The organism is Bradyrhizobium sp. 154 (genome assembly GCF_023073875.1).
Lineage (GTDB): Bacteria > Pseudomonadota > Alphaproteobacteria > Rhizobiales > Xanthobacteraceae > Bradyrhizobium.
In genome coordinates this window covers 20,911-36,830 of record NZ_JADPKG010000123.1, presented here as the reverse complement: position 1 = coordinate 36,830, position 15,920 = coordinate 20,911, and the positions used below count along the sequence as shown (strand labels likewise).

Annotated in this window: 17 protein-coding genes; 7 read left to right on the top strand and 10 right to left on the bottom strand. The window is 64.7% G+C overall.

Annotation, left to right across the window (positions count from 1 at the left end; genetic code table 11):
- Nucleotides 1-146: 146 nt before the first annotated feature.
- Entirely contained in the window at nucleotides 147-1,232 is a 1,086-nt protein-coding gene (locus IVA92_RS34080) for a 3-deoxy-7-phosphoheptulonate synthase (RefSeq protein ID WP_346015593.1), read from the top strand.
- Between the two features lie 71 nt (nucleotides 1,233-1,303).
- Here IVA92_RS34080 and IVA92_RS34075 read toward each other — a convergent pair whose 3' ends face one another.
- Genes IVA92_RS34075 through epmA form a run of 3 tightly spaced genes read right to left on the bottom strand, consistent with a single transcriptional unit; the run spans nucleotide 1,304 to nucleotide 3,745 of the window.
- Nucleotides 1,304-1,558: a hypothetical protein gene (locus tag IVA92_RS34075; RefSeq protein ID WP_247280996.1), complete on the bottom strand. Its 255-nt coding sequence runs from the start codon at nucleotides 1,556-1,558 to the stop codon at nucleotides 1,304-1,306.
- A 43-nt stretch (nucleotides 1,559-1,601) separates the two neighbouring features.
- Entirely contained in the window at nucleotides 1,602-2,696 is a 1,095-nt protein-coding gene (locus IVA92_RS34070; RefSeq protein ID WP_247280995.1) for a lysine-2,3-aminomutase-like protein, read from the bottom strand.
- Entirely contained in the window at nucleotides 2,693-3,745 is a 1,053-nt protein-coding gene (gene epmA / locus IVA92_RS34065; RefSeq protein WP_247280994.1) for an EF-P lysine aminoacylase EpmA, read from the bottom strand. The genes IVA92_RS34070 and epmA overlap by 4 nt, the downstream gene beginning before the upstream one ends.
- A gap of 162 nt (nucleotides 3,746-3,907) precedes the next feature.
- Between epmA and efp the strand changes: the two genes are divergently transcribed.
- The 3 genes from efp (at nucleotide 3,908) to IVA92_RS34050 (ending at nucleotide 7,191) form a co-directional block, all read left to right on the top strand.
- Nucleotides 3,908-4,474 (top strand): elongation factor P, encoded by a 567-nt coding sequence (gene efp, locus IVA92_RS34060; protein WP_027572324.1) that lies wholly within the window; start codon nucleotides 3,908-3,910, stop codon nucleotides 4,472-4,474.
- Nucleotides 4,475-4,498: 24 nt separating this feature from the next.
- On the top strand, nucleotides 4,499-6,121 hold the full coding sequence (locus IVA92_RS34055; protein ID WP_247280993.1) for a M23 family peptidase: 1,623 nt from the start codon (nucleotides 4,499-4,501) through the stop codon (nucleotides 6,119-6,121).
- A gap of 83 nt (nucleotides 6,122-6,204) precedes the next feature.
- The gene (locus IVA92_RS34050) at nucleotides 6,205-7,191 is read left to right on the top strand and encodes a DUF808 domain-containing protein (protein WP_247280992.1); all 987 of its coding nucleotides are present in this window, start codon (nucleotides 6,205-6,207) and stop codon (nucleotides 7,189-7,191) included.
- Between the two features lie 30 nt (nucleotides 7,192-7,221).
- Here IVA92_RS34050 and IVA92_RS34045 read toward each other — a convergent pair whose 3' ends face one another.
- Complete coding sequence (locus tag IVA92_RS34045; protein WP_247280991.1) at nucleotides 7,222-7,725, bottom strand: cupin domain-containing protein; 504 nt, start codon at nucleotides 7,723-7,725, stop codon at nucleotides 7,222-7,224.
- A 21-nt stretch (nucleotides 7,726-7,746) separates the two neighbouring features.
- Entirely contained in the window at nucleotides 7,747-8,226 is a 480-nt protein-coding gene (locus tag IVA92_RS34040) for a carboxymuconolactone decarboxylase family protein (RefSeq protein ID WP_247280990.1), read from the bottom strand.
- Between the two features lie 54 nt (nucleotides 8,227-8,280).
- Here IVA92_RS34040 and IVA92_RS34035 point away from each other — a divergent pair, with 54 nt between their 5' ends.
- Nucleotides 8,281-8,805, top strand: a complete 525-nt coding sequence (locus IVA92_RS34035; RefSeq protein ID WP_247280989.1) for a MarR family transcriptional regulator — start codon at nucleotides 8,281-8,283, stop codon at nucleotides 8,803-8,805.
- Here IVA92_RS34035 and IVA92_RS34030 read toward each other — a convergent pair.
- Nucleotides 8,802-9,053 (bottom strand): hypothetical protein, encoded by a 252-nt coding sequence (locus IVA92_RS34030; protein ID WP_247280988.1) that lies wholly within the window; start codon nucleotides 9,051-9,053, stop codon nucleotides 8,802-8,804. The two genes, IVA92_RS34035 and IVA92_RS34030, sit on opposite strands and share 4 nt — an antisense overlap.
- A 60-nt stretch (nucleotides 9,054-9,113) precedes the next feature.
- Complete coding sequence (locus IVA92_RS34025) at nucleotides 9,114-9,374, bottom strand: hypothetical protein (protein WP_247280987.1); 261 nt, start codon at nucleotides 9,372-9,374, stop codon at nucleotides 9,114-9,116.
- Nucleotides 9,375-9,519: 145 nt separating this feature from the next.
- Between IVA92_RS34025 and IVA92_RS34020 the strand changes: the two genes are divergently transcribed.
- Entirely contained in the window at nucleotides 9,520-10,749 is a 1,230-nt protein-coding gene (locus IVA92_RS34020; RefSeq protein WP_247280986.1) for a lytic murein transglycosylase, read from the top strand.
- 5 nt (nucleotides 10,750-10,754) lie between these two features.
- On the opposite strand, the gene IVA92_RS34015 is transcribed toward IVA92_RS34020, so the two are convergent.
- From IVA92_RS34015 to recJ, 3 genes are all read right to left on the bottom strand, one after another.
- Nucleotides 10,755-11,546: an aldolase gene (locus IVA92_RS34015; RefSeq protein ID WP_247280985.1), complete on the bottom strand. Its 792-nt coding sequence runs from the start codon at nucleotides 11,544-11,546 to the stop codon at nucleotides 10,755-10,757.
- Nucleotides 11,547-11,638: 92 nt separating this feature from the next.
- Entirely contained in the window at nucleotides 11,639-12,448 is an 810-nt protein-coding gene (locus IVA92_RS34010; RefSeq protein WP_247280984.1) for a glucose 1-dehydrogenase, read from the bottom strand.
- Nucleotides 12,449-12,578: 130 nt separating this feature from the next.
- A complete protein-coding gene (recJ, locus tag IVA92_RS34005; RefSeq protein WP_247280983.1) occupies nucleotides 12,579-14,420 on the bottom strand; it encodes a single-stranded-DNA-specific exonuclease RecJ in 1,842 nt (613 codons plus the stop codon).
- Nucleotides 14,421-14,691: 271 nt separating this feature from the next.
- On the opposite strand from recJ, the gene IVA92_RS34000 reads away from it, so the two are divergent.
- Complete coding sequence (locus IVA92_RS34000) at nucleotides 14,692-15,771, top strand: methyl-accepting chemotaxis protein (RefSeq protein ID WP_247280982.1); 1,080 nt, start codon at nucleotides 14,692-14,694, stop codon at nucleotides 15,769-15,771.
- The last annotated feature ends 149 nt before the right edge of the window (nucleotides 15,772-15,920 follow it).

The following is a 15,920-nucleotide window of genomic DNA, read 5'->3' as shown; positions in this document are numbered from 1 at the left end:
CTATTTTTGGTACTTTAGCTACGACAGCTCGCTGGCGGCGGGAGGATCGCGCTCAATCTGACACATTGCAGCAAACGTCCGAACAAGCCGCCAGACCTGGCGGCTTTTTTATTGGCCGGCAGGTTCTTAACAGACAGGAGCCCGCCGTGCTGAGCACGACCGACGATCTTCGTATCCGCGAACTGAAAGAGCTGAACACGCCGGAAGAGGTGATGCGGGAGGTCCCGCGCACGCTCACCGCGACGCGCGTGGTGATGGCAGCGCGCAATGCCATCCATGCGATCCTCAACGGCCAAGACGACCGCCTGCTGGTCGTGGTTGGCCCGTGCTCAGTGCATGATCCCAGGGCCGCGCTCGACTACGCCGAGCGCCTCGTACGCGTACGCGAAGACCTCGCCGACCAGCTCGAGATTGTGATGCGGGTCTATTTCGAGAAGCCGCGCACCACGGTCGGCTGGAAGGGCCTGATCAACGATCCCGATCTCGACGGCAGCTTCGACATCAACAAGGGCCTGCGTCTGGCGCGCAACGTGCTGTCGGCGGTGAACAATCTCGGCCTGCCCGCCGGCACCGAATTCCTGGACATGACGACGCCGCAATACATCGCCGACCTGGTGTCATGGGCTGCGATCGGCGCGCGTACGACCGAGAGCCAGATCCATCGCGAACTGGCGTCGGGGCTGTCCTGCCCAGTCGGCTTCAAGAACGGCACCGACGGCAACGTGCGGATCGCCGCGGACGCGGTGAAGTCGGCCTCGCATCCGCATCATTTCATGGCGGTGACCAAGCTCGGCCGCTCGGCGATCGCCTCGACCGCGGGCAACGAGGACTGCCACATCATCCTGCGCGGCGGCAGCAAGCCGAACTATGACGCGGCAAGCGTCGCGGCCACCTGCAACGAGCTGACCAAGTCCGGCGTTGCGCCGCTCGTGATGATCGATGCAAGCCACGCCAATTCGAGCAAAAAGCCGGAGAACCAGCCGCTGGTGATGACCGATATTGCCGGCCAGATCTCAAGCGGCGAGAACCGCATCATGGGCGTGATGATCGAGAGTAATCTGGTCGCCGGCCGTCAGGATGTGGTGCCCGGCAAGCCGCTTGCCTATGGACAGAGCATCACCGACGGCTGCATTGACTGGACGACCACGGCCGCCGTGCTTGAGCAGCTCGCCGATGCAGTCGAGATCCGCCGCAACACCCAGCGCGCTGGTCTGCACGAGCGATCAGCTTAGGACGTGACGAGGCGAAGTGTCAGTCGCGGGCTCAATTCTTCACCTCTCCCCGCCGGGGAGAGGTGCGGTTCCTAGCAGCCCCGGCAGATGCTCTTGATCTTCTTGTCGAGCGCCTGGTTTTCCTTGCTCAAGGGATCATTGGCGTCGCTCAGATTTTTTTCGCTCGGCACGTCAGCCGCGCGCGGCTGGCGGTGACCGACGGGTGCCGGCAACACCGTTCCAGAGGTGGCGCCGCCCGATGTCGAGCCCTTGGAGCCGCCGGTCTGTGCAACCGCCGCGCCACCGAGCAAGACCACGAGCGATGCTGCCACCATGATCTTTTTCATGTCCGCTTCTCCATTCTCAAACCGACGCACGCTCCAGCACCGCTCATGTTTCCGGCGGATAGAGATGAACGTCGCCGCAATAGTCCATGATACGATAGCGCGTTTCGGCTCCCGCTTCACCCGCATCGCCTGCGGTATTTTGTGCCACCACCACATAATTCGGCCCGACCGGCGACTTGCCGGCGCCGCCGGGAATATCGACGACATAATCAGGCTGACACAGCCCTGACACCCGCCCACGCAACTGCCGCATCAACTCCTGTCCCTGCGCCAGCGTGGTTCGCAGATGCGCAGTGCCCGGCGCGAGATCGCCATGATGCAGGTAATAGGGTTTGATCCGGCATTCGACGAAAGCTCGCATCAAATCCGATAGAGCAGCGACGTCGTCGTTGACGCCGCGCAAAAGCACGGACTGGCTCACCATGGGAATGCCGGCATCGACGAGCCGCGCGCAGGCGGCGCGCGCCGTTCCGGTCAGTTCCCGCGCATGGTTGGCGTGCAACGCGACCCAGGTGGTCGCTCCCTCGACCTTGAGCGCGGCGATCATCTCCTCGCTGATGCGCGCGGGATCGGCCACGGGCACGCGAGTATGAAGACGGATGATCCTGACGTGATCGATTCCCGCCAGATCGGCCATGATCTCGCTCATGCGACGCGGCGACAGCATCAGCGGATCGCCGCCGGTGAGGATGACTTCCCAGATCTCGCCATGCGCGCGGATGTAGTCGATCGCTGCGCGATAGGCGCTGTCCGAGAGTGCGGTTTCCTTACCGGGCCCGACCATCTCGCGGCGGAAGCAGAAGCGGCAATAGACCGCACAGACGTGAACCAACTTGAACAGCACGCGATCCGGATAGCGGTGCACGATTCCGGGAACCGGCGAGTGCGGATGATCGCCGATCGGATCGGCGTTCTCGCCCGGCTGTGCGTCCAGCTCGGCCGCGGTCGGAACGAACTGCCGTGCGATGGGATCGTCGGGATTGCCGGTGTCAATCAGTTCGACCAGCGCCGGCGTAATCGCCACCGCATAGCGCGCGGCAACGCGCTCCAGCGCCGGCAGCGTCGCTGCGGGCGCCAGGCCTTCGGCGACGAGCTCAGCCGACTCGCGCAAAGTGCGTGCAAGATTGGTCTTCGTCATGCCTCACCCGCAGGCGGTGTCCACACCACCTGATCAATTCGCGATGCGCCGCTCGCCAGCATGACCAGCCGGTCGAAGCCGAGCGCGACGCCGCTCGCCTCCGGCATCGCAGCGACCGCGGCCAGAAAGTCCTCATCCAGCGGATAGGCCTCTCCGTAGCGGCGCTGCTTCTCCGTCATCGATTCCGCGAAGCGCTTGCGCTGCTCCTCGGCGTCGGTGAGTTCGCCAAAGCCGTTCGCAAGCTCGACGCCGCAAGCATAGACCTCGAACCGTTCCGCAAGCCGCGGATCATCAAGCTTCACCCGCGCCAGCGCCGCCTCTGGAGATGGGTATTCGAACAGAATGGTCAAACGGCCCTGCCCCAGATGCGGCTCGACATGCTCAACCAGAACCTTGCTGAAGATGTCGGACCAGGTGTCGTCCTCGGCCACACGGACCTTGGCACCGGCCGCCTCGGCGAGCGCGGCACGGTTACCCTCGCCGCCCGAGATTGTCGACAGCAGGTCGATGCCGGCGAACCGCTCGAACGCCCCCGCGACCGTCACAAGCTCCGGCTCGGCGAAGGGATCGGCGGTCCGGCCTCGGAACGAGAAGGTTCCGATGCCGGTCGCCCGCGCCGCACGGGCAATGACCACGACGGTGTCCGCCATGATGGCGTCATAGGGGGCGCCTGCGCGGTACCATTCCAGCATGGTGAATTCGGGCAGGTGCAGGTCGCCGCGCTCGCGGTCTCGGAACACACGGGCAAACTCGAAAATCCGCGTCTCGCCCGCCGCCAGCAGCTTCTTGCAGGCGAATTCCGGCGAGGTTCGCAGGTAACGGCTCGCGCGGCTGCCGTCCGGCCGCATGATCTCGGTCCGGGGCGCGTGCAGATGGGTCTCATTGCCGGGCGAGATCTGGAGGACGGAGGTTTCGACCTCGACGAAGCCCTGCTCGGCGAAAAATTCCCGGAGAGCCGCGGTAATGGCCCCCCTGGCCTGGAGGAAAGGCTGTCGGTCGCGGTGCCGCCCGGGCGACCAGAACGGCGAAATCGGCTTGTCCCCAGCCATTAGCCGATTGCCCCTCGGAACAGCAAAATGCTGGCATCCAACGGCAAAATCAGTATGTTGCGGCCCGAAACGGGCGCCGAGGTCCGATTTGAGGCCCCAAGTCCCCCATCCATTCGACCACGTCCTGGCCGGTGCCGGGCCAAGCAAGCAGGAAATACAGCTTTGAGAGTCATCGCCAGTTCTATTCGCAAGGGCAACGTGATCGAGCAAGACGGCAAGCTTTATGTCGTCGTCAGCGCCGAGAACATCCATCCCGGCAAGGGCACCCCGGTCAGCCAGATCGAAATGCGCCGAATCTCGGACGGGGTAAAGATCTCCGAACGCTACAAGACGACCGACCAGGTCGAAAAGGCCACGATCGAAGAGCGCAACTACACCTACCTCTATGAGGACGGTGACGGCTACCATTTCATGAACCCGGAGACTTACGACCAGGTCCAGGTCTCCAAGGATGTCGTCGGCGACGCTGCTGCCTATCTTCAGGAGAGCATGACGGTCAAGCTGTCCATGCACGACACCAACCCGGTCTCGATCGCGCTGCCGCAGCGCGTGACGCTGGAAGTGGTCGAGACCGAGCCGGTGACCAAGGGCCAGACTGCCTCCTCCTCCTACAAGCCCGCGGTGCTCTCCAACGGCGTGCGCACCACCGTGCCGCCGCACATCACCGTCGGCACCCGCGTCGTGGTGATGACCGAAGACGGCTCCTACGCCGAACGCGCCAAGGACTAACGGGGAACAGAGCGATCGCAACAGGTGCCGCCGGGGGGCGAGACAGTGGTTGGGAAAGCTTTCCGCTTCGTCTCGCAACTCCTGGCGTCGCTTTCGCTCCTCATTGCCACCCCGCTTGCTGCGGAAGAATTTCGCAGCCCCTCGCTCACGGCCCTGCGCGTCGATTGGCGCGCAGCGCTCGACCAGTTCCGCGCCGAGATCAATAGTCGTCGGCGGGTCGCGGACGATTTCATTGTCGCGCCCCGCCGTTCGGTGCCGCGCCATGATCCGCGCGCAATACCCGCGTTGGTTCAGCTCAACGCGGTCTCCTCGCAATTCTTCACTGGCATCGCCCGCAGCCCCGTGCCGGTGCTGCTACCGTTCGACGCCGCCGCGTATCTCGAGGCGCAGCGCAACGGCGCGCCGGCTATGCTCGCGCTGTCGCGCTACCAGGCTGAATTCAATCCCGTCGACATGTTCGACGCCGGCCCCGCCGGCTACAGCGCGACGTTCTCGTTCGAGCCTGGCGCCGGCGACGGCATGCCGAGCCGGGTGTACGCAAGGCCGGTTGAGGTGCAGATCACGGGCTCGGCGCTTGTCTATGACATCGCCGATCCCTCTGGCGGCAAGGGCGAGCCGGTCAAACCCCTCGCAGCAACCTATCCAGACCTGCGCAGGTTCATCCGGGAAGGCTATCTGCGCTATGCCTTCACCCGTTTCGGCGTTGCCTATGTGGTGTCGATCCAGTGCCTTGACAGCATCGCCAAGCCGCGGCGGCTCGCCTGCAAGGAAGCCTATCCGGTCGCAGAACGCTTCCTGAAGGCGCTCCGGATCGCGGGCGGGCAACGGATGCGGCCTCTGATGGACGTTGCCTCTAACGTCCTCGATCGTCCGGCCGGACGCTCGGCAGATTTCAGCTATCGACCGAGCGGCGATATCATCCCGAATACGGGCTATCGCAAGCAAGACGGCCATCCCGACGTGATGGCCTATGCACAGATCCGCTTTCCGCTCGAAAAGGCGCCGGCCTTCGTGCGCTCGCAATCCCATGGCAGGCGTGACAGGAGCGACAGCCCGACCGCCTATCCCTGGCGCGACAATTTCTGCGAGTCCCGCAGTTTCGAGGTCTGGCAGTGCGCCGGCGGATATGGTCACCAGGGCGAGGATATTCGCGCCGCCGATTGCCCGCCGCCCGGCGACGGCCGCGAGCCCTGCGATCCCAAGCGGCGCGGTGTCGTCGCCGTCCGCGACGCGATCGTGATCCGCTCTGCCAAGGACCAGGCTGTGACGCTGCAAGTCAACAGCCGCACCGAGCACATCCGCTTCCGCTACATGCACATGAACCCGCAGGCGCTGAACGCCGATGGCGTGCTCAATGGCCGCATCGTCACCGAAGGCGAGAAGATCGGGGTGATCTCGAACTATCTCGACCATCCCGCCGGCACCTCGATGCATTTGCATTTCGACGTGCAGGTGTTCACCCGCGACGGTTGGATCTGGGTCAGTCCCTACGTCACGCTGGTCTCGGCCTATGAGCGCCTGATCCGCGCCCGCGGCCGCGAGATCGGCCCGGAGGTCGCAGGCACTCCGCAGCCCGTGGCACACGCGCTGCCGGAAGATGTGATCAAGCAGGACCTGCGCGAGGGCTCGAGCGGCGAGGAGAATTGAGGACTTGCTCGTTCCAAGCCCAGGCGGAGCAAGAGCGTGTCGTCGCGCACACCGCCGGCTCGAACGAAGAAGGGAAAGGGTTTATGAGTGTCGGACTGATCGGTCTTCTCGACGATATCGCGGCGATTGCAAAGGCGGCAGCAGCCTCGCTCGACGATGTGGCGAGTCAGGCTGCCAAAGCGGGCACAAAGGCGGCTGGCGTGGTCATCGATGACGCGGCGGTCACGCCTAACTTCGTCATCGGTTTTGCCTCGAAACGCGAACTGCCGATCGTCGCTAAGATTGCGGTCGGATCGCTACGCAATAAGTTGCTGCTTCTGCTTCCCCTTGCCCTGCTGCTTGGCTATTTCCTTCCTGCCGCGGTCACGCCGCTGCTCATGCTGGGCGGAGCCTTTCTCTGCTACGAGGGTGCCGAGAAGGTGCTCGAGGCCATGATGCCGCATCATGCGCGCCACCACGAGGCTCAGCTCCAGCCGATTGCGCTGAATGCCCGGTCGGTCGAGGACGAGAAGGTCGCGAGCGCCATCAAGACAGATTTCATCCTGTCGGCGGAGATCATGGCGATCACGCTGGCAGCCCTCCCGGCGGGGAGCATCTGGACGCAGGCGCTGGTGCTTGCGCTGGTTGGCGTCTGTATCACTGCCGGGGTCTACGGTGTGGTAGCCCTGATCGTGAAGGCGGACGATGTCGGCATGGCCCTTGCCCGCTATGACAGCGCCTCCGTCACTGGCGGCGCGATCCGCTTACTTGGACGCGCGCTCGTCCGCGGTATGCCCACCTTCCTGGCGGTGCTAAGCACCATCGGCACCGCCGCCATGATCTGGGTCGGCGGCGGCATCATCCTGCACGGCATTGAGAAATATGGCCCACCCGAGGTCGGCCGCACGATCCATGTCGCAACCGAGGCTGCCGCACATGTCCTTCCATCCGTTGCCGGCATCATCGAATGGTCGGTCGAAGCAGCCATCTCAGGCGTACTCGGACTGCTTGTCGGCGCACTTGCGATTCCGGCAGTCGAATACGGTCTCTCACCCCTGTGGAAACGGTTGAGGCGATCGCAGCCAACCTGAACAAAGGCGGTCGCGGGCTAGGAGTGCCAGCTACTCCAAGAACGTCGTCAACTGCGCGCCCTCATCCGCCACGAACACCGCGATCAATTCCGCCGGCTCTGTTGTACTGGCATTGGCGGAGACGAGATGTGTCGAGCCCGGCGGCTCGAAGAAGGACTCGCCGACGCCGAACGTCTCGATCGGGCCGCCGCCGAGTTGCGAGCGGATCTCGCCCTTGGTGATGTAGGCCGTCACAGAGCCCGCGTGACGATGCGGCCGCGAAAACCCGCCCGGACCGTAGGACACACGTACGATGGTGACGCGCTTGCCCGGGACGTTCGGCAGCGCGTAGGACCCGATCGGCTCGACCTTATCGAGCGGCGAACCCTCCGCAGCCGTGGCGCAGAGCGGCGCCAGCGCGCCTGACACAGTGTCGATCGTCACCGGCAGCGCCTTGCCGATTGCGAGTGCGCAGGCGAGCCCGCCGAGGGCGGCGATCGCCATTGAACGAGATGCTATCGGGCGCTGCGCAGCGGCCAAACTCATTGCTGTCATGCTGACGTCCCCGCGCTGCGATCAGGATGCCGCGGCATTCGTGGCCACAGGCCGCTTGGCCGGCGTCCAGCGATACGCCGCACCAAACCGATTCCAGACGTTGATCGAGGCAACCGCCGAGGTCAGGTAGGTCAGCTCGGTTTCGGAGAATTCGCGCTTTGCCTCCGAATAGACCTCCTCGCTGACGCCACCGGGAAGCATCGTCAAGGCCTCCGTCCAGGCCAGCGCCGCGCGCTCGCGCGCGGAAAAGATCGGCGCCTCGCGCCAGACCGCGACCAGATGGAGCTTGTCGGTGGAAACCCCGATCCGTTCCGACAGAAGGACGTGATGCTGCACGCAGAAGGCACAGCCGTTGATCTGCGAGGCGCGCAGCTTGACGAGTTCGATGAGCTGCTTGTCGAGACCGGCCTTGGTTGCAAGCTGACCCAGCGCCAGCACCAGATCATAAACATCGGGCGCGAGGCGCTTGAAATCCTCGTATTCGCTGCGGGCCTGTGACATTGCCGTTCACCTCGTATTATTGTAAGCGTGCTTATATCTTATAAGAGCTCTTATATGTCACACAAGACCGCTGCCATCACAAGATCGAAAACCGCGCGCACGGCGCCCGCCGGCGACGTCGCCGTGCGTGTACCCGCTCCCGGCGAAGGCAAGCGCGGCGAGCAAGGCTATCTCGGCTATCTGCTGCGCCAGGCTCACGCCGCGGTGCGGCTGAAAATGGAGCGCACCCTCGCCGATCTCGGCGTGACCTCGCCGCAATTCGCGGTGCTGACCATGCTCAACGCCTATCCCGGCCTGTCCGGCGCCGACGTTGCCCGCCTCACCTTTCTGACCCCCCAGACGGTCGGCGTCATCATCCGCAACCTCGAACGCGACGGCGCCATCGCAATGACGCCGCATCCGGTCCATGGCCGCATTCAGCAATGGACGCTGACGCCGCGGGGCGCGACGCTGCTAAAGGCTTGCCGGCAACGTGTGCTCGAATTGGAGAAGCGCCTCGCTCTGGGTTTGGACAGCAAGACGGAAACGACGATCCGGCGCTGGCTCGCCGGGGTCGCGGCCGAGTTGCAGGAGGATTAGCCGCCCTTCAACGCGTTCTTGACCTCGCCGTCGGGCCAAGTCTCGCCTGCGGCAATCACCCGCACGCGGGTTCGGTCCGCGGCATTGACCAGCACATGCGAACTCACCCGGTCGCGGCTCGGCTCCAGGTGCAGATCAGTTTCGGGCTTCCAGCTCAGCGTGGTCGCAAGATCGCCGGGAAAGATCTGCCATTGCGATCCGTCGTCGAGTTCGACGACATGGCTTTCCGCGTGTGCGTGTATCTTCATTCCACCCCGATTCTATTCGCCGAGTGCGGGCCCCGGCCGCAGGCCGAGGCCCATGCTCCGTCAATCGTTGTCGTGATGAATCACAGTCTTCTCGCGATTGCCGAATTCATCTTCCTTCTTGATCACCGTGGTGCGGTCGGCGGGTTCACGCTCTTTGATGACCGTGGTGCGGTCGCGATCTCGGTCTCGCTCGCGATATTCATGGGACTGACCAACCGTCACACCGGCCCCGGCCGGCCCGACGTGAACGCCGACCTCGTCCGCGAATGCGGGCAGCGCGACGGCGGTAGCCATGGCGGCGGCAAACAGATATTTCCTCATCTTCTCCTCCTCGTTGTCGCAAGGGGAATGCGAGACTGCGACAATTTGTTCCGACGGAACGATTGATCCCGCCGCGCAAGATCAGCCGCAGCATCTGTTCCGGGAACCGACTCACGCACGCCATGTTTCAGGCTAGAATGTGCCCATGACGCACGCTGATTCCTCCTCCCATCCAACTCGCCGCGCCCTGCTGCAATCGACGTTCGGTGCAGCGGCGTTGCTTGCATTCCCAAAACGCGCCCTCGCCGCGCCTCCAGGCTTCGATGAATGGCGCGAAGCCTTTCGCGCGCGGGCATTGGCCAAGGGCATTTCGGCAGCGACCTGGCAGCGCGCGATGGCGCGGGTCGAGCCGGACATGAGCGTGTTCAAGCAGATGCGCAACCAGCCGGAATTCCACGAGCAGGTCTGGCAATACATCAACCGCCGCGTCTCGGACTGGCGCATCATCAACGGAAAGATCGCGCTGAAAAACAACGAAGCGCTGTTCGCGCGCATCGAGCGCGATTTCGGCGTCGAGCGCGGCACGCTGCTGGCGCTGTGGGGCGTCGAGTCCGCCTATGGCGATCCCCTGGTGCAGCAGAACCATATGACCCCGGTGTTTCCCTCACTCGCCGCGCTCGCCTGGAACGAACCGCGGCGCAAGGCCTATTGGGAGACCGAGCTGATCAACGCACTGCGCATCGTCAACAAGGGCTGGAGCACGCCGGAGCAGATGCAGGGATCCTGGGCCGGTGCGATGGGCCATTCGCAATGGATGCCGGAAGTCTGGCTCAATGTCGGCATCGACTATGACGGCGACGGCAAGGTCTCGCCCTTCGGCAAGCCCGATGACGCGCTGGGCTCGACCGCAAAATATCTCGTCAATCGCGGCAAGTGGCATCGCGGCGAGCATTGGGGCTACGAAGTGCGCGCGCCCGGCAACATCAGCGGCAGCCGCACCTATGCGGCGTGGCAAGCGGCCGGTGTCACCCGCGCCGACGGCCAGCCATTCCCGCAACCGAATGCGTCGGCGCAGCTGTGGACGCCTGTTACGGGCGGGCCGAGCTTCCTGCTCGGACCGAATTTCTACTCGGTGAAGAGCTACAACCCTTCCATGAACTACGCGCTGGCGATCTGCCATCTCGGCGACCGCTGTCTGGGCGCGCCCCCCTTCATCCAGCCCTTTCCCGGCTCCGAGCGCGCGCTGACGCTTGCCGAGGTGCAGGAGATGCAGACGCGCCTGACCAAGGCCGGCTTCGATACCGGCGGCACCGACGGCCGCGTCGGCAACGACACGATGAAGGCGGTCAAGGATTTTCAGCAGCGCGCAGGAATCACGCCGGCGGACGGCTATGGCGGGCTGAAGGTGCTGGCGAGACTGCGGCAGGGATTGTAAGCGGCTCAGTGCCTATACTGCGGTTCTTCCGCGTCGAGCTGGCGGCGGATCGCGGCGAGATGCAGCCGCGCGGATTCGGAATCGCCTTCGCGCATCTGCCTGTAGGTTTCGGCGGCAACAGCGGGATCGATCGGCAGCACCTTTCGTCCGGTCGACATCGCCAGCACCTGCACCTCGGCTGCGCGTTCGAGGTAATAGAGATCGTCCCAGGCCTCGGCGATGGTCGGGGCCAGTACCATCACGCCGTGGTTCTTCATGAAAACGATATCCGCATCGCCGACGGCGGAGGCGATGCGCGCGCCCTCGCGGTTGTCGAGGGCAAGGCCGTTATAGTCGCGGTCCACCGCGGTACGGCCGTAGAATTTCAGCGCAGTCTGGCCGGCCCAGATCAGAGGCTCGCCCTCGGTCATTGAGAGCGCCGTCGCATAGGGCATGTGGGTGTGGAAAGCGACCTTGGCGCGCGGCAGGCGCTTGTGCATCTCGGCATGGATGTAGAAGGCCGTCGCCTCGGGCACGCCCTCGCCGTCGAGCACGTTGCCGTGGAAGTCGCAGATCAGCAGCTTTGACGCGGTCAGCTCGCGGAAGGCGTAGCCGTACGGATTGACCAGGAAGAGATCGTCATGTCCCGGCACCACGGCCGAGAAATGATTGCAGATGCCTTCCTCAAAACCGTTGCGCGCGGCCATGCGGAAGCAGGCGGCAAGATCCTCGCGCGCGGTGCGGATCGCCTCGGTGGCGAGGTCCGGCCGGTTCGAACGATGGGGCGCGGGAGAGGAAGCGTGAAGACTATGCGCCATGGAAGGACACCTATGTCGGTCGGAGCTGGCCGCGTTGTACAGGGGCTGCGCCTGCGCGTCAGCCCCTGCCGGCGCCCCCTGCCCTGCGCGGCTCATGCGCGCCGCGGCACGCCGCCGGCATTCATGCCGCCGTCGATGATGAGTTCGCTGCCGGTGACGTAGCGCGAGGCATCGGAGGCCAGATACAGCACGCCAGAAGCGATCTCCGCAGCCTGGCCGGCACGGCCGAGCGGCGTGACGACCTTGGCGCGCTCTTCTGGATCGATCGGCGCGTTCTGGCCGGCACCGGTCGCGCCGGTCGGGATCTTGCCCCAGATCGGCGTGTCGATGATGCCGGGATGCACCGAGTTGACGCGGATGCCGTCGCCAGCGGCCGCGCATTCCATCGCGATCGATTTCGCAAACAGCCGCACTCCGCCCTTGGTGGCCGAATAGGCCGACAGCCCGGGGGCACCGCGCAGGCCCGCCAGTGAAGACATCATCACGATCGAGCCGCCGCCGGTCTTGCGCATCAAGGGCAGGCAATGCTTAACAGAGAGGAACACGCCATCGAGGTTGATGGCGTTCTGCTTGCGCCAGTCGGCCAGCGTCATGTCGACGATGGAGGGCACGGAGATGCCGATGCCGGCATTGGAGACCATGATGTCCAGCCGGCCGTAGCGCTTTGCGACCTCGGTGACGACCTCGATCCAGCGTTCCTCGCTGGTGACATCCTGCGCCAGGAAGATCGCCTTGCCGCCGGCTCTTGTAATCCGGTTGGCAAGCTCTGGGCCGCGCAGCTCGTCGATGTCTGTCGCAATGACGGTGGCGCCCTCGCGCGCGAACAGCTCGACGATGGCCTCGCCAATGCCGGAGGCGCCGCCCGTCACCAGCGCGACCTTGCCCTCAACCTGCCCTGCCATGTTCACTCCCTTTTTTGTTGTTTGAGCGATCTATTTTTTTGTTGTTTGAGCGATCTATTTTTTCGCATAATCTTGCCGAAAACCGCGTCGCACTGTGCGCTCACGAGGCCTTTCGGGTCCGGCTCGCGCGCTATCTAATCACGGATGGCCCCTGGTCCGGTAGCGCGACGTCGACGACGCGGAATTGCACACGCTCGACGCCCTGGTAGCGATCGACCGACAAAGATCCCGCGACATGCAATTGCTGACCACGGTTGGCGAGCAGCGCATTGCCGAGCTTCTGGCCGACCGAACGGAACGCGATGCCGTTGACGATGGCGCCGTCACCGGACTTGAAGCGCAGCCTCAAGTGCGCCTGGCCGACCTCATCGGCATAGACGAGCTGATGCGCCGGCAGGGCCAGCACGACTTCCGGATTGCCGCTGCCGAACGGGCCGGCGCGATTGAGAGTCGTCGCAAGCTCCGGCGCCACTGCGCGCGCGGAGACTGCGCCGTCGACATAGAGCTCGTTGACGTGCCGCGCCTCCGCGACGTCGCGCGCCAGCGCGCTCTCCAGATAGGCGCGGAATTCGGCGAGCTTCTCCCTGCGCAGCGTGACGCCCGCAGCCATCGCGTGGCCGCCGCCCTTGAGCAGAATGCCGTCAGTAACCGCTTGCCGCACCGCCTTGCCGAGATCGACGCCGGCGATCGAGCGGCCCGAGCCGGTGCCGATGCCGCCGGGCTCGAGCGCGATGGCAAAAGCAGGCCGGGAAAACTTCTCCTTCAGGCGTGAGGCGACGAGGCCGACGACGCCGGGATGCCAGCCTTCGGAGGCCGTGACGATGACGCCGAGCTTGTCTTCCAGCCCGATCGAGGCAAGCGCCTCGGCTTCCGCCTGCGCTTCGGCCGCCTGCTCGATGACGCGGCGCTCACTGTTGAGGCGGTCGAGCTCGGCGGCGATGCGTGCGGCCTCGACGCTGTCACCTTCGAGCAAAAGGCGCACGCCGAGATCGGCCCGACCGATCCGACCGCCGGCATTGACGCGCGGCCCCAGCATGAAGCCGAGATGCCAGGCCTCCGGCGGACCATTGAGCCGCGCCACGTCCATCAGCGCGGTATGACCGACATGGTCGCGCCGCCGCATCGCGATCAGCCCTTTTGCGACGAAGGCGCGGTTGAGCCCGATCAGCGGCGCAACGTCGGCGACGGTGCCGAGTGCGACGTGATGCAGCATGCCGAGCAGATCGGGCTCAGGCATCTCGGCGCCCCAGAAACCGCGCTGGCGCAGCTCGCGATTGACGGCGACCAGCGTCACCAGCACGAGGCCGACGGCGGCGAGATGTCCGAGGCCCGAGAGATCGTCGGGGCGGTTCGGATTGACCAGCGCATCGACCTCGGGGAGATCGAGGCCGCATTGGTGGTGGTCGATCACGACAACGGACATGCCGAGGCGCTTCGCCTCGGCCAAGGGCTCGATACTGGTGGTGCCACAATCGACGGTGACGAGCAGCGTGGCGCCCTTTGCCGCCAGCGCGCGCACCGCTTCGGTGTTGGGGCCGTACCCCTCAAAGATCCGGTCCGGAATGTGGATCAGCGGATCGAGCCCGCAATGGCGCAGATGCCAGGCCAGCAGCGCCGCCGAAGTGGCGCCGTCGACGTCGTAATCGCCGAAGATCGCGACCCTTTCGCCCTTCCCCGCGGCATCCGCGATCCGCTGCGCGGCAGCTTCCATCTCCGTCACCGTGAACGGGTCCGGCAGCAGTTTTCGGATGGTCGGATCGAGGAAGTCCGGCACGGTGTCGATATCGACGCCGCGGCCGGCCAGCACCCGCGCCAGCAGTTCCGGCAATTGGTGACGTTGCACGATCGCAAGAGCCTTGGCCGCGCCGCGCGCGTCGAGCCGGTCGCGCCAGAGCTTGTCGGTGAGCGAGCGCGTCACCCCCAGGAACGCCTGGGGCGCTTCGACAGGCAAGGCAGTTGCGGGCGGGGTCATGAATGTTGATTGATTGAGGAGCCCGGACGGGTGGCAGCAGATTTGTCGGCAGGAACGATTGGCCCGGAATCGCTCCAGATATGCAATGCCTGCGCCGCACAAAGCGGTGGATTGCCTTTTTGCGGCGCGGAACTGACTATCATTTGGGCATTCCAGGGAACCGCAAATTAAGCGGGCGTTAGGTGGAATCCTCGAAGAAGATTCCCATTCGATCTGTAATTTTTTCCGGGTTCATTGCAGGTCAGACCTCATTGCCAAGGGAAGCTCCCCGATGTCTGCTGCGCTGGGTCTGAAAGCCAAGCCGATCACCGCCACCGAACCCGCCGATAATGATTCCGACATCTCCGTGCTGATCAACCGCCTGACTGCGGAGGTCAACCAGATCGCGGTCGACAAGACCAAGGCGATCCAGCAAATCACCAATCAGATGAAGATGCTGGCGCTGAACGCGCTGATCGAGAGCTCGCGCGCCGGTGCGCAGGGCGCGGGCTTTGCGGTCGTGGCGCAGGAGGTGCGTGGCGTCGGCCAGCAGGTCGAGACCATCGCCCGCGAGTTCGAGACACAGTTGACCAAACGAACCGGCGACCTCGTCGCCTCGATCGACCGCATGAGCCAGCGCTCGCGCGGCGAGCGCATGGTCGATCTGTCGCTCAACGCTATCGAGCTGATCGACCGCAACCTCTATGAGCGCACCTGCGACGTGCGTTGGTGGGCGACCGACTCCGCCGTGGTCGATTGCGCGGCCTCGCCGGCCGCGGCAGCTGTAAACCACGCCTCGCAGCGCCTCGGCGTGATCCTCGGGGCCTACACCGTCTACCTCGACCTCTGGCTTTGCGATCTCGACGGCAACGTCATCGCCAATGGCCGCGCCGACCGCTTTCGCGTCGTCGGCCAGAACGTCGCCCACACCAAATGGTTTCGCGAGGCGCAATCCTTGCGCTCCGGCGACGACTATGTCGCCGGTGACGTCGAGAACCAGCCGCTGCTCGGCAACGCCCAGGTCGCGACCTATTGCGCCAGCGTCCGCAGCGGCGGCCAGGCCAACGGGGGGCCGATCGGCGTGCTCGCCATTCATTTCGACTGGGAGGCGCAGGCCCGCGCCATCGTCAAGGGCGTGCGCGTCGGCGACAGCGACAAGGCCCGCGTACTGCTGGTCGATTCGAACCTTCGCGTGATTGCCGCCTCCGACGGCCAGGGCATCCTCAGCGAGCGCATCTCGATCGCGCTGAACGGCCAGCGCTCCGGCTTCTACCACGACCGCACCGGTGCGCTGGTCGCCTTCCATGCCACCCCGGGCTATGAGACCTATCGTGGGCTCGGCTGGTACGGCGTGATCATCTGCGGGGCGTGAGGCGCCCCGCAAAGGCGGCGAATAGCCCCTTTTATCAAAACTCGCGAAAACAACCCCATGCACAGTAGCCAAAGGGCTGTCTTCCCTAATAGTTTTTGCACTCGCCAAAACTCTTTGACACGTCGGGCAAAACAGGAGCAATCTGTGAC

Coding starts and splice junctions, on each gene's coding strand:
- IVA92_RS34015 (WP_247280985.1), bottom strand. CDS start 11,546: ATGGCGCATAGTCTTCACGCTTCCTCTCCCGCGCCCCATCGTTCGAAC.
- IVA92_RS34070 (WP_247280995.1), bottom strand. CDS start 2,696: ATGACGAAGACCAATCTTGCACGCACTTTGCGCGAGTCGGCTGAGCTC.
- IVA92_RS34050 (WP_247280992.1), top strand. CDS start 6,205: ATGAGTGTCGGACTGATCGGTCTTCTCGACGATATCGCGGCGATTGCA.
- IVA92_RS34045 (WP_247280991.1), bottom strand. CDS start 7,725: ATGACAGCAATGAGTTTGGCCGCTGCGCAGCGCCCGATAGCATCTCGT.
- IVA92_RS34030 (WP_247280988.1), bottom strand. CDS start 9,053: ATGAAGATACACGCACACGCGGAAAGCCATGTCGTCGAACTCGACGAC.
- IVA92_RS34040 (WP_247280990.1), bottom strand. CDS start 8,226: ATGTCACAGGCCCGCAGCGAATACGAGGATTTCAAGCGCCTCGCGCCC.
- IVA92_RS34025 (WP_247280987.1), bottom strand. CDS start 9,374: ATGAGGAAATATCTGTTTGCCGCCGCCATGGCTACCGCCGTCGCGCTG.
- IVA92_RS34020 (WP_247280986.1), top strand. CDS start 9,520: ATGACGCACGCTGATTCCTCCTCCCATCCAACTCGCCGCGCCCTGCTG.
- IVA92_RS34010 (WP_247280984.1), bottom strand. CDS start 12,448: ATGGCAGGGCAGGTTGAGGGCAAGGTCGCGCTGGTGACGGGCGGCGCC.
- epmA (WP_247280994.1), bottom strand. CDS start 3,745: ATGGCTGGGGACAAGCCGATTTCGCCGTTCTGGTCGCCCGGGCGGCAC.
- IVA92_RS34000 (WP_247280982.1), top strand. CDS start 14,692: ATGTCTGCTGCGCTGGGTCTGAAAGCCAAGCCGATCACCGCCACCGAA.
- IVA92_RS34075 (WP_247280996.1), bottom strand. CDS start 1,558: ATGAAAAAGATCATGGTGGCAGCATCGCTCGTGGTCTTGCTCGGTGGC.
- recJ (WP_247280983.1), bottom strand. CDS start 14,420: ATGACCCCGCCCGCAACTGCCTTGCCTGTCGAAGCGCCCCAGGCGTTC.
- IVA92_RS34035 (WP_247280989.1), top strand. CDS start 8,281: ATGTCACACAAGACCGCTGCCATCACAAGATCGAAAACCGCGCGCACG.